Below are 15,011 nucleotides of genomic sequence, written 5' to 3' on the forward strand. Positions count from 1 at the left end.
CGTTTGGACAAGACAGAGACACCCAAGGGGAAGAGTTGTCGCAATGCATCGGAAGTTTCGAGTATATCCAGATTTGCGGAAAAGTCATGGTATTTTTCCTGCCACTTGTCCGGCACCTGTACGCGGGTGTGGCTGTCGGGCGCAATCACTCATCACTGTGGGTGCAACCTCTACCTGTGTGAGCCGGTCTGTGGGCGTGGTGTCAGGGGCTTCAGGCAGCAGGTCGAGGGCTTTCAGTCCGTTGGCAAGAAACGTGAGAACGGCGGCCTGGTCAGGCACTGTGGTTTCCAGCTCGCCTAACGTACGCTGTCCATCAAACAAGCGGAGCAGACGGGCCGTTTGTTGGGGGAAGTTGTCCGACTCAAGGCTATGCCGCAATTCCGGCGCCAAGGTGTAAGCCTTCGATGGTTCAACCGGAGAGAAGGAAAGGTGGTCAGCCAAGGTCAGCAGCCAGCCGGCGGCTCTGAGCGCTGCTTCCATCATCTGGTGTTCTGTGGCCGGGACGGCGGTCAGGGGCTGCCTGCCCCCTTCATCTTCGTCACTTGGCGGCTGTGGCACTGTCTCGCGTCCGGCTTCCACGGCGGGGGAATGGTGGGTCGCGGCGCCGGCCCGGAGGCGGGCTTCCTCGGCTTCATCCCGGCGGCGGAAGGCTTCCATCAGCAGCCCCATGAGACGGTCCTGAAGGGTTTTCGGAGGGGGCATCGCTGGCAGTGCCGCCATCTGAAGCTTGACCGCTTCCCACAGCAGGATGTCGTATGCTGCGGCTTCGCCGGAGCTTTGGCCAGTTTCGGCGTGAAAGAGTTCGCCGTCACGGAAGTAGAGATAGCCCACACGCCCGTTGGCTGTGACCCGCAGGGCGCAGCTTTTGCGCTCGGATTCCAGAAGCTGTAGAAACGAAGCCAGTGTGAATCCCTGGATAACGCCCTGCTGGCGGGCATCGAGTTCGTTACAGATGAGGTTGTGGAGTGCTGTGACACTGAGCGGCTTGCGGATGACCGGAAAGGCGCCAACGCCCTGCAGGCGGTTTTCGACAGTGCTGACCACCATGGCGGTCATGATGATGACAGGTATGTGGACCTGCTCGCTGAGCATGTGGGCAATCAGCTCGAAGCCATCCATCACGGGCATCTGCAGGTCCGTCACCACGACATCCACGGGGTGGCGCATCAGAATGTCGAGCGCTTCCCGTCCGTGTTCGGCCGTGATGATGGTGAAGGTGTCCTGGTAGCGGCCGAGCCACCTGGACACAATCTGAAGCACCGCCTGGTCGTCATCAACCAATAGAACTCGCTTCACCATGCTGAGCCTCTCTGGGAAAGGATGTCGTCAACGCAGGGGCTTGCGCAGGGGCCTAGATACCGGTCATCACCAGAAACTCAGGGGTGACGATGATGGGGCAGGGAAAACCGCTGATGAGGTTAAACCGCCGTACCCGTGCCTGTCGGTGGATGCTGGCAATATGCCCGAAATTCCACGTCACAAAGAAGTCTATGTTGTGAACCGAGGCCAGGGCGACATGAAAGGCGTCGGCCAGAAAACGTCGTTGGAAGATACCGCTGCCCACATAGCCGGCAGCCAGCATTGTGGCTTCATCCCGGAGCGGCAGTTGGGGAAGCGGACGGATCAGGTTGAGGTAGGCAGAGCGGTACGGTTCGGCGAGTTGCTCCAGTTCGTGGTACACTAGCGGCGAGACAAATGGCTGGTATTCCCCCAAGTCGTACTCCCACCACCGCAGGGTGAGGTCGCGACGGAAGGGATCATCGTTGTCCAGGTACGCTCCGACAACCGAAGTTTCAAGATAGAGTGTCAGTTTCACCGTTCTCCCCCAAGCCATTCCATCTCGGTGACAATTGACGCTGGCGCCGAATGCGCCCATACTTTTCCTGCACTGTCAGCTTGCGTCCCCGACGCAGCTGCCCCGCGCAGTTTGTTTGCGCCTGATATCTGCATCTCATCGTCCGTGACGGGAGTCGCTACCATGTCTGATACTGAAACCCCAAAGCCCGATATTACCCAACTTCTGGAAGCACACCGGCGTGATCGTGCTTCGCTGCACTGGGAAGGGACGTTCCGCGAGTACTTTGAAATGGCGGTCAAGCGGCCTCAGCTCACGCAACTGGCGCATGCCCGCATCTGCGACATGATTCTGGCTGCTGGCACGACGGTCATCAATCCAGGTACGCGAGATGAGATCACGCGCTACAACTTTTTCAGCGAGGAGCTTTTTGGCATTGATGAGACGATTGAGCAGTTGGTCGAGTACTTCAAGTCGGCGGCCCAACGCCTGGAGGTCCGCAAGCGGATTCTCCTGCTGATGGGGCCGGTCGGCGGAGGAAAGTCCACCATCGTCACCTTGCTCAAGCGGGGCCTGGAGAAGTGGACACGCACCGAAGCCGGTGCCGTGTATGCCATCAAGGGCGACCCGATGCATGGCGATCCCATGCACCTCATTCCCCAGGAGCTGCGCCCCGAAATCCAGAAGCACTACGGCATCTACATTGAGGGCGAACTCAGCCCGCAAGCCCGCTACGACCTGGAGCACACCTACAAGGGACGGCACGAGGATGTCATTGTCGAACGGATTGTCTTTTCGGAAAAAGACCGGGTCGGCATCGGCACGTTCGCGCCAAGCGATCCCAAGTCGCAGGATGTCTCCGAGTTGACCGGCTCCATTGACCTTTCCACGATTGGCGAAGTTGGCGTGGAAAGCGATCCACGCGCCTATCGCTTCGATGGCGAACTCAACGTTGCCAATCGCGGCATGATGGAGTTCATCGAAATCCTCAAGTGCGATGAGAAGTTTCTCTACTCGCTGCTTACGCTGTCGCAGGAACAGGCCATCAAAACCGGTCGGTACGCGATGATCTACGCCGATGAGGTCATTATTTCGCATACCAATGAAAATGAATACCTGGCCTTCGTCGGCAATAAGAAAAATGAAGCCTTGCAGGACCGGATCATCATGATCAAGGTGCCCTATAACCTCAAGGTTTCAGAAGAGGAACGAATCTACAAAAAACTGCTTTCGCAAAGCAGCCTGCAAGGGATGCACATTGCTCCCTACACCCTGCGCGTGGCTGCCATGTTTGCTGTCCTGACCCGGCTGGAGCCGCCCAAGCGTGCCAACATGGACCTCATCAAGAAAATGAAACTCTACGATGGGGAGGATGTGGATGGCTTCAAGAGCAAGGATGTCAAGGAACTCAAGGCCGAAACTGTCCGGGAAGGGATGTTTGGCATCTCACCACGGTACATTATTAACTGCTTGTCCAATGCCTTGGTTCAGGGGGAAAAGAAATATATTACCCCGATTGACGCCCTGCGAGCCATCCGGGACGGCTTTGACCAACATACCGGAATCACGCCTGAAGAACGTGAGAAGTACCTCAATCTTCTGACGCTCGTTCGCAAAGAGTATGACGAAATTGCCAAGACCGAAGTGCAGCGGGCCTTTGTCTACTCCTTTGAGGAAATGGCCAAGAGCATCTGTGACAACTACTTAGACAATGTCGAGGCCTACTGCAACAAGGAAAAAATCAAAGATCCCATCACGGAAGAAGAAATGGAACCCGACGAGCGGCTGATGCGCTCCATCGAAGAGCAGATCGGGATTTCAGAAAACGCCAAAAACATGTTCCGGCAGGAAATCCTCATCCGCATTTCGACGTATGCGCGCAAGGGCAAGCGGTTTGAGTACAATTCTCACGAGCGGCTCAAAGAAGCCATCGAGAAAAAGATATTTGCCGACTTGAAGGACATCGTCAAAATCACAACCTCGACCAAGTCGCCAGATGCTGACCAGTTGCGGCGGATCAATGAAGTCATTGACCGGCTGGTGAAAAAGCACGGCTACACCCCCGAAAGCGCCAACGAGTTGCTCAACTATGTGGGGAGCCTGCTGTCACGGTGACCATGGCCGCAGAGTCTGGCATCGCCCGGCGTCTTGAACCCGTCCGGCGGCTGCGGGGAAAGGTCAGCTTGCCGGGGGACAAATCCATCTCGCACCGCATGGCGATGCTGGCGGCGATTGCCGAAGGCGAGACCTTCATCGAAGGCTATTCGGAGAGTGCTGACTGTGGGGCCACGCTGGACTGTCTGCGCCGCCTTGGCGTCCGCCTTCAGGCGACAGACAGCGGCGTGCACATCCGCGGGGCGGGAAAAACCGGCTTGCAGCCAAGTCCGGTGATGCTGGATGCCGCCAACTCGGGCACTACAATCCGCGTGCTGGCCGGTATCCTCGCCGGCCAGCCCTTCGAGACAAGCATTACAGGGGATGCCTCACTGCGCCGCCGTCCCATGCGCCGCATTATTGAACCCTTGCGGCAGATGGGAGCAAGCGTCTCCGCCACAGACGACAATCTCGCCCCGCTCACGATCCGGGGTGGGGCTTTGCGCGGTATCACCTACGAACCGCCGGTTGCCAGCGCCCAAGTCAAGTCCTGCCTGCTGCTGGCCGGCTTGTTTGCTGAGGGTGAAACGACAGTGCTGGAGCCGGTTCCGACCCGTGACCATACCGAGCGTCTGCTCCGTGCTTTTGGTGTATCCGTCACCTGCCGGGGCGCAGCGCGTACCGTGAGCGGGCATAGCCGGTTACAGAGTCCCGGACGGCTGCGCGCGCCGGGAGACTTTTCTGCCGCAGCGTTTTGGTTGGCCGCCGGCTTGATGGTTGAATCGGCTGAACTGGTCCTCGAAGATGTCGGACTCAACCCGACCCGGACCGGGCTGCTGACTGTGTTGCGGGAAGCCGGATGCGCCATTGAAGTCGTCAATGAACGTCTGGTCGGTGGCGAACCCATCGGCGACCTGCAGGTGAACGCCAGCACCTTGCGTCCGTCGCGGCCGCTGCGTCTGGCAGGGGCGTTGACAGCGAATGCCATTGATGAAGTGCCGATTCTGGCCGTTCTGGGGGCTGCCTTCCACGGCGCGGAAGTGTCTGACGCCGGGGAACTGCGGGTCAAGGAAAGTGACCGTCTGGCACTGATCGTACGCAACCTGCGCGCCATGGGCGTGGAGGTTGAAGAGCGCGCCGACGGATTGACGGTGCCCGGCGGCCAGCGTTTTCGGGGTGCCAGCATCGAAACGGCCGGCGATCACCGGATTGCCATGGCTTTTGCTGTTGCTGCGCTGGTGGCAGACGGTCCAACCACCCTGGATGATGCTGGCTGTGTGGGCGTATCCTTCCCAAACTTCTTCACTGTTTTGGAACAACTCCGGGGCCAGGGGCCGGGGTAGCTTGCGTCAGGGTTGAAACATGTCAAGGAAAGGCTCGTTGCTGGTTGTTGATGACGAGGAGGTCATGCGTGATGTGCTGGAGACGCTCCTCTCCAGCGCCGGGTACAACGTCAAGCTGGCCCGAACCGGTGAAGAAGGACTGGAACTTTACCGGGATCACGTTTTTGACGTTGTGCTGCTGGACGTTTCGATGCCGGGGATGGGGGGACTGCCTACCCTGGAAGCCCTGCTTGCCCATGACCCGGAAGCTGTTGTCATTATGATTACCGCCTACGCCACGTTTGAAACGGCTGTCAGTGCCTGGCAGCGTGGCGCTTTCAACTGTATCCGCAAGCCCTTTGAAAATGAGGATATTTTGCGGGTTGTTGAGGCGGGCATCCGGCGCCGGCGCAAGGACGAAGAACACGCCCAGCTCAAACGTACCCTTCAGCAAAGCGCCGACAAGCTGGGCATCATCGCCCGAAGCGCCGCCATGCGGGACATCCTGGCGCTGGTTGAGCAGATTGCGCCAGCTCGGACGACGGTTCTGATTCAGGGGGAATCAGGAACCGGTAAGGAACTCATTGCACGCGCCATTCACTTTGCCAGCCCACGGGCCAAGACCGGGCAGTTTGTGCCTGTCAACTGCGGCAACATTCCTACCGAACTTCTGGAAAGTGAACTTTTTGGCCACTCACGTGGCGCTTTTACCGGCGCTTTTACGGCCAAAAAAGGTCTCTTTGACATTGCTGACGGCGGGACACTGTTTCTGGATGAAATCGGCAACATCTCCTTTGAAACCCAGAGTAAACTGTTGCGCGTCATCCAGGAACGGGAGTTCATCCCACTGGGGGAAACCACACCCCATCGGGTGGACACCCGCATCGTGGCTGCCACCAATCTCGACCTGAAACAGGCCGTGATGGACGGCAAATTTCGGGAAGACCTGTTCTATCGCCTGAACGTCATCAACATCAAGCTGCCACCTCTGCGTGAGCGCCCGGAGGATATTCTGCCACTGGCACGGCACTTCATCCGCAAGTACAACGCAGAGAACCAGCGTCAGATGTCAGAAGATATTGACCCTGATGTGCTGGCACTGCTCGAAGCCTATCCCTTTCCGGGAAATGTGCGTGAACTGGAAAATGTCATCGAGCGGGCTGTTGTCATCTCACGGACGAATTCCCTGACCGTGGAGTGTCTGCGGGATGAGATTCTCAACCCTCCGGTACGGGGGGAACTTCAGTCCCTGCCCGGTGGGCTGCTTTCATCCTCGCTCGACATTTCCCAAGGCATACGTTTTTATGATGTCGTGGCACAGTTTGAGATCGAGCTGATTCGTCGCGCTCTGGAGCTGACCCGCAACCACCAGAGCCGTGCGGCCAAGCTGCTGGGTCTCAATCCAACCACTCTTAACAGCAAGATAAAAAATTACAACATCAAGTAACCTGCCTGCCGATTGGAGCTGCTGCCCTGCTTATGAATCCCGTCCTGCCTGATTTGAATACAAACGGTTTTGTTTCCCTGCTGGAGAGCGCTGTCAGGATGCTGCCCGGACTGGAGAAATTTTCACGTACCAACAACATCAGCTATCTGTACACCTCGGACGCACTGGACTGGACAATTTTCATTCTCTATTTTGGACTGCTCTTCATCCTTGCCATCTATGGGGCTTACCGCCTGAGAATTACGTACCTGTTCCTACGCTACCACCAGTTTCGTCCGCAGCCAAAAGCCTATTTTGATGAAGATAATCTGCCGCATGTGACCGTTCAGCTTCCGCTGTTCAACGAAATGTATGTGGTCGAGCGCCTGCTGGCTGCCTGTGCGGCACTGGATTATCCAAAGGATAAGTTGGAAATTCAGGTTCTCGATGATTCGACGGATGAAACCCGGGCCATTGCCAAAGCGGCTGTCGAGCGTTATGCCGCCCAAGGGCTGGATATGGTCTATCTTCACCGGACGAACCGTGCCGGTTTCAAGGCCGGGGCGCTCAGCGAAGGTCTCAAAGTGGCCAAGGGGCAGTTTATTCTGATTTTTGATGCTGATTTTCAGCCAAAGCCGGACTGTATCCGTAAGATGATTCACTACTTTACGGAGCCACGGGTGGGGGTTGTCCAGTTCCGGTGGAGTCACCTCAATGCTGACTACAATCTGCTGACCCGTGTACAAAGTGTCATGCTGGATGGGCACTTTGTCATCGAGCACACGGCACGTCACCGCAGCGGCGGCTTTTTCAATTTCAACGGAACGGCTGGCATGTGGCGGCGGGAAGCCATTGTCTGGTCGGGCGGCTGGCAGGCTGATACCCTGGCTGAAGATACTGACCTCAGCTATCGCGCCCAGCTTCTGGGGTGGAAATTTGTTTACGTCCTCGATGAAGATGTACCGGCTGAACTCCCGGTTGACATCAATGCCTTCAAGGTTCAACAGCGTCGTTGGGCAAAGGGTTACACGCAGGTGGCTATGAAAATCCTGCCCCGCCTGGGTGGATTGAACCTGCCACTTCACGCCAAAATAGAAACCTTCTTTCACCTGTCAGGCAATCTCATCTACCCGCTTATGATTGTCTTTCACCTGCTTCATCTTCCAGTCCTGATCGTGCGCTACAATCAGGGGTTATTCCATCTCATGCTCCTGGATGTCCCCTTTCTGCTGCTCTCAATATTTTCAGTGACATCATACTACTTTATATCTCTCAAAGAGCTTTACGGAAGCAGATGGGAGAACTTGCTGCTTATCTATCTCGCTATGTCCATTGGGGTCGGGATTTCAATCAGCAATGCCAAGGCCGTGTTGGAAGCATTGCTGGGCATCCAGAGTGGTTTTGTCAGAACGCCAAAATATGCCATTGATGGGAAGACAAAGGAAAGAAGCTGGCAGCAGAAAAAATACCGCAGGACGATGGGATGGCTCCCCCTGCTTGAGATCGGCATGACCCTGTACTTTGTGCTGACGATTGCCTATGCCATTCACAGTGAAATCTGGGGCGTGCTGCCATTTCTTTCCATCTTTGTCCTTGGCTACGGATATGTTGGCGTGGCTTCACTGCTCAATGGCCTGGGTGTGAAGAAGTCCAGCAGCCTGCCGGGTGGTCATCAGCTTTCACCAGTGACAGACTGATAGATGACAAGTTGGCTTCACTGTCAGCACTTTGTGAGCACGTTGCAGATCACCGGAGCCTGAATGGCTTTCCTGGAGAAAGGAAAACGACGATGCCAGCATTGTATTTCCCAAAGTTTTCAAGAGTCTTTGGTATGGGGTTGTCACGTCCCGGCTGGGCAGTCATTCATGTTGTTTGCTGGACCTGGCTGTGGTGTGGGCTGGTTGCGGGTCAGGCAACAGATCAGTCCCCCAGTGAGACAAATCAAGCTCCCAATGAAAATGTCCGCAAAGAAGCCGAGGAGATACTGGAAAAGGTCGTTGAGAATTATAAAAGGCTCCCTTCCTATCGGGCCACTGTTCGCCTTACCTCGTCTAACTTCACGGCCTCAGACTCTGAAGTGATGGTGCGCGTCAAGGACAGAAATCGGATAGAAGTCAGGATGAGAACAAACGATGGCGAGTGGTACGGGTGTTCCACTCCTGAAGGTTATTTCAGCTACACAAGCAAAGACCCCAGCTACTACCTCTCGCACACCCTCCCGGGTGGAGTATCGCAAAGTGATGTAAATGTCGAGGATGTTGCTAGCAAGAGTCAAATACATGGTTGGGGTTGGTATTCCGTTTTTGGTATCTGGGCTGGGTATAACCCGGTCAAGAGTATAGCCGGAAACTGCAAAGACATAACCGTTGAGCACCTGCCGGACAAGCCGTTGACAAAGGTGACACTGATCCTGAAAAAACCGGAAGGCCGTATCCTGTTTACGGTTAACCGGGAACAGAATGAGCTGCTGGCTGTGAGATCGGAAACTCGCCCACAGGGTTCTGCACCAACGGTTTTTACTGAGACCGTCACGGCTTTTGAGCCGTTGCCGCCGGATGAGGAAATTGCCTTTGTTCCGCCACCCGGCGCCAAACGGATTGATGTTGCCCCACTACCCCCAAGGTACAGTAACGCGCTCAGGCCTGACGCCACACCGTTTGACTTCAAAGCCAAGGATTTGAATGGCAAGTTGGTGTCACTCAAAACCTACAAGGGGAAGGTCCTGTTACTGGATTTCTGGGCAACCTGGTGTGGTCCTTGCAGGGCCGAACTTCCAAAGCTGAGGGAGGCTTATGAAAAATACAAAAAACAAGGTTTTGACATCTTGAGCATCTCACTTGATTATGATGATGATCTCACCAAGGAAAGTTTCATAGCCTTTGTCAAAAAGGAAGGGATGAACTGGCGACATATCTACGATGGGCGGGGTTGGAGAGCGCATATTGCCAAACAGTATGGCGTCACGGGGATTCCTTTCACGTTACTTATTGGACGCGATGGCAGGATTGCTGCGGTCAACCCTCGTGGAGAAAAGCTCGAACCAGCCATACGGGCGGCGCTGGCCAAGTAAGTTTCTGTTGACATCAGCGGCTGCCGGGTGCGCAGCACGTCCCTGTTACGTGGGATGACCGCCGGCTGGCAGCCGCATCCGTCTCTTGCAAGTCTGTCTGGCAGAACCACTCAGGACTGGGGTTGACGCCCGAACTTGGCCTGGAGACGGGCTTCGACAATCGGTGGCACGAACGGCTGGACCGAGCGCCCAAGGAAACAGATTTCCTTGACCAACCGGGAACTGACGAAGCTGTACGTGTCGGCTGACATCAGAAAGACCGTCTCGATGTCGGGCTGCATGTGACGGTTCATCTGGGCCATCTGGAGTTCGTATTCGTAGTCGGAAACCGCGCGCAAGCCGCGAACAATGCAGTTGGCCCGTTTTCGCTTGGCGAAGTCCACCAGAAGCCCTTCAAAGCTGTCCACCTCGATGGTTGTCCGGGTGGTTTCAGCCAGGGGGGCGACAACCGCCTGAATCATCTCGATGCGCTCCGCCACGGTGAACAGCGGGCTTTTCTGTTCATTGTTGAGAACACCAATGGTGATGTGGTCAAAGAGCGTACAGCCCCGACGGATGATGTCGAGATGCCCATTGGTGATGGGGTCAAACGATCCGGGATACACAGCACGGCACACGGCGCGCAGTCACCTTTCCAGAAGCGGCAGGATGGTTCAGGGACGGCTGCTGACCGGGTTGTCGCGACGCCGTCGCCGCAGGGGCTTCCTGAAGCCTGAAATGGGAAAGTTTACTGTGTTGTTTCGGGCTTGTCGAATCCATGGCCAGGATTTGTCAACTGACCAGGCTGGCAACGGTCGTATGGGCAATGTCACGCAGGTCTTCCGGGAAGCACAGCCGACGCAGGCGGTAGGGACGCAAGCCCTGTACGGCCGCCGAGACTTCGGAAATCTCGCGCTGGCGGGGGTGCGTCTGATGGTCTTCGACGATGATGTGCCGCTCCGGTGCGTCGGGCAGATAGGGGCCAAAGTACGGTACGTCTCCGGCATCGTCTTCGAGCAGGTAGAACTCCGGCGGCCAGCCGCGCTTCACCAGGGCTGACTCCAAAGCCGCCCGAACTTCGGCAATGGCTTCTGACGAAAGGGCAGAAACGTCGAGCGACTTGAAAAGCCGCCGCTCCAGAAAACGTCCGGCCAGGTCAGACAAAACGGGGTCAGGGTCGCGTTGCCACTGCTTGATGTGAAACAGTACGTCGGCGTCGTCAAGGCTGAGATATTCGGCAGTTGTCAGCGGGACGCCGGTGATGAGTTTATCCATGGCGGTGCCGGAAAGCGGAAAGGCGAGTCGGCCTTCGTGTGTCAGCGTCACGGCCCGCCGGAACATGGCAACCAGCATGTTTTCGGCCGCCCGCAGGGCGTGGTGGAAATACACCCGGCGGAACATGTGGTAGCGCGCAAACAGGTATTCCTCCACGGCCAGCACCCCCCGCGCACGGACGATGAGGCTGTCATTGGTGGTATCCACTGTCAGGGCATGGAGAATCCACGGCAGGTCATAGCAGCCGTAACTGACGCCCGTCATGAGGCTGTCCCGCAGCAGGTAGTCAAAGCGGTCGCAGTCAAGTTGTGAGGAAACCAGTTGTGCCGCGAAGCGCGGGCGAAACTGGCCCTCCAGCAGGGCAATCAGGGTATCCAGCAACTGTGGGTCGTGACTGGTGAGCCGTCCGTGAATGGCGGTTGCCGGATCGCCAATAATGCGTTTGGTCCAGTCTTCATGGCGCTGGTGGAGAACTTTCTCCATGACGTGCGAAAACGGTCCGTGGCCGATGTCGTGCAGAAGCGCCGCCAGACGCGCCAACCCACAGACCTGGGCATCGAGCCGGACGCCGCTGCGCTGTAGCGTATCCAGCGCCAACGTCATCGTGTGCATCACGCCAAGGCTGTGGGCAAACCGGCTGTGTTCGGCCCCCTGAAAAACGACAAAGGCCAGTCCGAGTTGGCGAATCCGGCGCAGCCGCTGAAACTCCGGCGTGTCAATGAGCGCCATCAACAGCGCATCAAAGGGCAGGCTTCGGTCGAGCGTGATGATGCGGTGTACCGGGTCGCTGTAGCGGCGCAGTGCCATAGCTAACACCTTGTCCTTCGGCCTGGCCGGCCTCTTCCGGTTGTCCGTGCTCAGGGCTTCAGCATTTCAGTAGTCAAAACCATTTTTCCGGATGCGAATCATCGGCTCGCCCTCGCTCGTGACGCTTCCGGCTACGACTTCACCCAGAAACAGGATGTGGTCGCCGGCGGTGACTTCCTGCCGCAGGACACAATCCAGATAAGCCAGGGCTTCCGGGATCACCGGCACGCCTGTCACAGCCGGCTCATGGGGAATCCCCTCGAACGCCGGCTCATCGAGTGCGAACCCCTTGGCAAAGTGCGCCACGAGTTTGCCGTTCTGCTTGTGGCAGATGTTGACGGCAAAAGCGCCGCTTTCCCGCAGGCGCGTCAGGATGGGCCGTCCCTGCCGCACGGCCGCCATGACCATCGGCGGGTGAAAGCTCACCTGCTTGATGAAGGAAGCCAGCATCCCGGTCGCCTTGGGTCCGGCACCGGTGGTAAGAATGAAAATGCCACTGGAAATCCGGCCGAGCGCCGCGCCAATGGATGCCTGTTCAGTCGGCTGGGGTGTGTCTGTCATCGGATTGTCTCCTGGTGAAAAGGTTCCGGGAAGGTCTCGCAGAAATTGAACGACCAGGCTGCGGTCGGCAAGATTTTCGTTGTACGTTGGAGCAGGGATTGAGTACGCTAAGGGCACCCTGCGACGGATTATGTTTCACACGGCGTCCCCGACACCATCCACGACGGCATTCCGGCCGGCCCACGCCCCTGGCAACTGGTGCAGGGAAAAGGTTACACGACCCGGACCGGAATGCATGCCAGTTTTACGTGCGAGGTACGCAGTCGTTATGAGCGAAACCACCGCCCTCCCTCCTGTGACTGAACGTGGCTTTACCAACCTGATGATTACCGGTTATGTCTATCCGATGACCATGTTGCCGGTAACGCCCCTCCTTGGTATTTACCGCTCCGGGAAAGAAACCTACCGCTTTCTTGAAGGGACGCCCTTGGGGAGTAATGAATTCATCCGCATCGGGGTCACAGTGCTGGCCACTCCCTTTGTGGCACTGTTTATGCTCTGGCCCTTCGGCATCATTGAAGGAACGGAGATCCTTTCCGACCAAGTGGCCCGGCTGGGTCTTGACAAGGCTGTGGATAATGCCATCCAAGGCATAGCTGACACCGTCTTCGGCACAATTGGCTCGCTGCTTCCCAAAGAGTGATACCGGTTGTATCCATCCACTGACGCGGGGCAGAGGTTAGCTCCGCGTCAGTGACCGCCGGCGAAGGCGTACCGCTTGGGCCAACTCGGCCAGAAGTTTCTCCGTTTCCTCCCAGCCAATGCAGGCGTCGGTAATGCTTTGTCCATAGACCAGCGGTTGTCCTGGTACGTGCGTTTGTTTGCCTTCGACAAGGTGGCTTTCAAGCATCGTGCCGATGATCGCCCGGTTGCCCTCAGCCACTTGGGTGGCCACATTGCGGCACACGGCTGGCTGCCGCCGGTGGTCTTTGCCGGAGTTGGCATGGCTGCAATCAATCATGATGCGTGCCGGCAGTCCGGCGCTTTCCATCAACTGGACGGCTTCCGCCACATGGTGGGCGTCGTAGTTGGGCACCCGCCCTCCGCGCAAAATGATGTGGCAGTCCGGGTTTCCGGTGGTGCGAAACAACGCCGAGCGGCCGTCCTTGGTGTGTGACAGGAAGGCGTGGGGTTCGCGCGCCGAGCGCACGGCATCCACTGCGATTTGAATCGTACCGCCGGTGCCGTTCTTGAAGCCGACCGGGCAGGACAGCCCGGAAGCCAGTTCACGATGTGACTGACTTTCCGTGGTACGTGCGCCAATGGCCCCCCAACTGACGAGTTCGGCCGTGTACTGCGGGGAAATCAGGTCCACGAACTCACTCCCGGCCGGAACCTGCATTTCAGCCAGTTCCACGAGCAGGTGGCGGGCCAGCCACAGACCGCGCCGGACATTGAACGTCCCGTCCAGATTGGGATCGTTGACAAGTCCCTTCCAGCCAACGGTCGTGCGGGGTTTTTCAAAGTACACCCGCATTGTAATCACCAGATCGTCAGCGTATTCCTGGCACAGGGGACGGAGGCGGCTGGCATATTCCATCGCCGCCTGTGGGTCATGAATGGAGCAGGGGCCGACCACCACCAGCAGGCGGTCATCTTCGTGGCGCAGGATGCGCTTGATGGCTTCGCGGGTACGGTACACCGTCTCGGCAGCCCGGTCGCTGACAGGGAGGGCATCTCGCAGTTCATTGGGAGTTGGAATTGGCTCGAAGGATTGAATACGAACGTCGTCAATAAGATGGCGCATGGCAAAAAGCACCGCAGCCGGATGGGGGGCCGGGAACCAGGGTTGCACACGGACTGATGAGCGTAAACAAGACATAGCAGTTATGCTCCGCGTGGCGCAACGGCCCGGTGACGTAGCCACTGCTGATAGACCTGGCGGCGGGGGAGTCCATAACGCTGTGCCGTCTGCCGGATGGCTTCCGTGGCACTCAGCCCGTGTTCCGCGATGCCGCGTTCGATTTCTGCCAGAAGTATCGTGTCGTCTGGTGGTGGCAGTGGCACGGTGGGTTTCCCGTCAATGAGAACGACAATTTCTCCACGCGGTGTTTCCGCCCCGAAATGCGCCGTAAGGGTGGCCAGTGTCCCCCGGACGTAGGTTTCGTGGAGTTTGGTCAACTCCCGCGCCACGACGGCCGGGCGGTCGCCCAGTATGGTCAGGGCATCCTGCAGAAAAGCCAGCAACCGGTGGGGCGCTTCATAGAACACCATCGTGACCGGTTCATCAGCCAGGGCTTCGAGCGCCTTGCGCCGGGTCGCCGACTTGGGTGGAAGAAAACCAACAAAGTGAAAGCCCTCTGCCGACAGGCCGGCGGCGCTCAATGCCGTGGTGGCGGCACAGGGGCCGGGCAGGGCGCTGACGGGCAAACCCGCATCAATGGCGGCGCGCAGGAGCTGTCCGCCCGGGTCTGAAATGAGCGGCGTGCCGGCGTCACTGACCAGGGCTATTGTGTCGCCCGCCCGCAGCCGTTCCAGCAGTTCACCTGTCCGCTGCCGTTCGTTGTGTTCGTGATAGCTGATGAGTGGTGTCGAAATGCCGTAGTGGTGCAGCAGTTGGCGCGTCCGCCGCGTATCTTCGCAGGCAATGAGGTCGGCTTCGCGTAGGACCCGAACGGCGCGGTAGGTGATGTCTTCCAGATGGCCAATGGGGGTCGGCACCACGTAAAGCGGCATGGGGGG

General features: G+C 57.7%; 13 protein-coding genes. 6 read left to right on the forward strand and 7 right to left on the reverse strand.

Translation table 11 applies throughout. The annotated features are described in order from the left end of the window. Positions 1 to 84: 84 nt before the first annotated feature. Positions 85 to 1,299, reverse strand: coding sequence for a response regulator (locus CABTHER_RS04835; RefSeq protein ID WP_081464703.1), 1,215 nt, complete (start codon positions 1,297 to 1,299; stop codon positions 85 to 87). A gap of 52 nt (positions 1,300 to 1,351) precedes the next feature. Continuing rightward, on the reverse strand, positions 1,352 to 1,816 hold the full coding sequence (locus tag CABTHER_RS15580) for a PIN domain-containing protein (RefSeq protein WP_014099477.1): 465 nt from the start codon (positions 1,814 to 1,816) through the stop codon (positions 1,352 to 1,354). Between the two features lie 162 nt (positions 1,817 to 1,978). On the opposite strand from CABTHER_RS15580, the gene CABTHER_RS04845 reads away from it, so the two are divergent. From CABTHER_RS04845 to CABTHER_RS16485, 5 genes are all read left to right on the forward strand, one after another. After that, positions 1,979 to 3,910, forward strand: a complete 1,932-nt coding sequence (locus CABTHER_RS04845; protein WP_014099478.1) for a PrkA family serine protein kinase — start codon at positions 1,979 to 1,981, stop codon at positions 3,908 to 3,910. Between the two features lie 2 nt (positions 3,911 to 3,912). Continuing rightward, positions 3,913 to 5,232, forward strand: coding sequence for a 3-phosphoshikimate 1-carboxyvinyltransferase (gene aroA / locus CABTHER_RS04850; RefSeq protein ID WP_041569089.1), 1,320 nt, complete (start codon positions 3,913 to 3,915; stop codon positions 5,230 to 5,232). Positions 5,233 to 5,251: 19 nt separating this feature from the next. Continuing rightward, on the forward strand, positions 5,252 to 6,658 hold the full coding sequence (locus tag CABTHER_RS04855; RefSeq protein ID WP_041569090.1) for a sigma-54-dependent transcriptional regulator: 1,407 nt from the start codon (positions 5,252 to 5,254) through the stop codon (positions 6,656 to 6,658). A gap of 32 nt (positions 6,659 to 6,690) precedes the next feature. Next, positions 6,691 to 8,334 (forward strand): cellulose synthase family protein, encoded by a 1,644-nt coding sequence (locus CABTHER_RS04860; RefSeq protein WP_014099481.1) that lies wholly within the window; start codon positions 6,691 to 6,693, stop codon positions 8,332 to 8,334. Positions 8,335 to 8,426: 92 nt separating this feature from the next. Continuing rightward, entirely contained in the window at positions 8,427 to 9,707 is a 1,281-nt protein-coding gene (locus CABTHER_RS16485) for a redoxin family protein (RefSeq protein ID WP_081464704.1), read from the forward strand. 110 nt (positions 9,708 to 9,817) lie between these two features. On the opposite strand, the gene coaD is transcribed toward CABTHER_RS16485, so the two are convergent. The 3 genes from coaD to CABTHER_RS04880 form a co-directional block, all read right to left on the reverse strand. After that, on the reverse strand, positions 9,818 to 10,324 hold the full coding sequence (gene coaD / locus CABTHER_RS04870; RefSeq protein ID WP_041569091.1) for a pantetheine-phosphate adenylyltransferase: 507 nt from the start codon (positions 10,322 to 10,324) through the stop codon (positions 9,818 to 9,820). Between the two features lie 154 nt (positions 10,325 to 10,478). Then, positions 10,479 to 11,768, reverse strand: coding sequence for an HD domain-containing protein (locus tag CABTHER_RS04875; RefSeq protein WP_014099484.1), 1,290 nt, complete (start codon positions 11,766 to 11,768; stop codon positions 10,479 to 10,481). 66 nt (positions 11,769 to 11,834) lie between these two features. Then, on the reverse strand, positions 11,835 to 12,329 hold the full coding sequence (locus tag CABTHER_RS04880; RefSeq protein ID WP_014099485.1) for a flavin reductase family protein: 495 nt from the start codon (positions 12,327 to 12,329) through the stop codon (positions 11,835 to 11,837). Positions 12,330 to 12,597: 268 nt separating this feature from the next. Here CABTHER_RS04880 and CABTHER_RS04885 point away from each other — a divergent pair, with 268 nt between their 5' ends. Then, complete coding sequence (locus tag CABTHER_RS04885; protein ID WP_014099486.1) at positions 12,598 to 12,972, forward strand: hypothetical protein; 375 nt, start codon at positions 12,598 to 12,600, stop codon at positions 12,970 to 12,972. A gap of 36 nt (positions 12,973 to 13,008) precedes the next feature. Here the strand turns inward: CABTHER_RS04885 and CABTHER_RS04890 are convergent, their stop codons facing one another. Both CABTHER_RS04890 and rsmI read right to left on the reverse strand, forming a co-directional pair. After that, entirely contained in the window at positions 13,009 to 14,076 is a 1,068-nt protein-coding gene (locus tag CABTHER_RS04890; protein WP_041569549.1) for a 3-deoxy-7-phosphoheptulonate synthase, read from the reverse strand. Between the two features lie 80 nt (positions 14,077 to 14,156). Next, entirely contained in the window at positions 14,157 to 15,005 is an 849-nt protein-coding gene (gene rsmI, locus CABTHER_RS04895; RefSeq protein ID WP_014099488.1) for a 16S rRNA (cytidine(1402)-2'-O)-methyltransferase, read from the reverse strand. Positions 15,006 to 15,011: the final 6 nt, after the last annotated feature.

Source organism: Chloracidobacterium thermophilum B, assembly GCF_000226295.1.
In the GTDB taxonomy this organism is placed as follows: domain Bacteria; phylum Acidobacteriota; class Blastocatellia; order Chloracidobacteriales; family Chloracidobacteriaceae; genus Chloracidobacterium; species Chloracidobacterium thermophilum.

Bases quoted from the DNA above. Each gene is read 5' to 3' on its own strand.
- CABTHER_RS04835 (WP_081464703.1), bottom strand. From the start codon at position 1,299: ATGGTGAAGCGAGTTCTATTGGTTGATGACGACCAGGCGGTGCTTCAG.
- CABTHER_RS04845 (WP_014099478.1), top strand. From the start codon at position 1,979: ATGTCTGATACTGAAACCCCAAAGCCCGATATTACCCAACTTCTGGAA.
- aroA (WP_041569089.1), top strand. From the start codon at position 3,913: ATGGCCGCAGAGTCTGGCATCGCCCGGCGTCTTGAACCCGTCCGGCGG.
- CABTHER_RS04855 (WP_041569090.1), top strand. From the start codon at position 5,252: ATGTCAAGGAAAGGCTCGTTGCTGGTTGTTGATGACGAGGAGGTCATG.
- CABTHER_RS04860 (WP_014099481.1), top strand. From the start codon at position 6,691: ATGAATCCCGTCCTGCCTGATTTGAATACAAACGGTTTTGTTTCCCTG.
- CABTHER_RS16485 (WP_081464704.1), top strand. From the start codon at position 8,427: ATGCCAGCATTGTATTTCCCAAAGTTTTCAAGAGTCTTTGGTATGGGG.
- CABTHER_RS04875 (WP_014099484.1), bottom strand. From the start codon at position 11,768: ATGGCACTGCGCCGCTACAGCGACCCGGTACACCGCATCATCACGCTC.
- CABTHER_RS04880 (WP_014099485.1), bottom strand. From the start codon at position 12,329: ATGACAGACACACCCCAGCCGACTGAACAGGCATCCATTGGCGCGGCG.
- CABTHER_RS04885 (WP_014099486.1), top strand. From the start codon at position 12,598: ATGAGCGAAACCACCGCCCTCCCTCCTGTGACTGAACGTGGCTTTACC.
- CABTHER_RS04890 (WP_041569549.1), bottom strand. From the start codon at position 14,076: ATGCGCCATCTTATTGACGACGTTCGTATTCAATCCTTCGAGCCAATT.
- rsmI (WP_014099488.1), bottom strand. From the start codon at position 15,005: ATGCCGCTTTACGTGGTGCCGACCCCCATTGGCCATCTGGAAGACATC.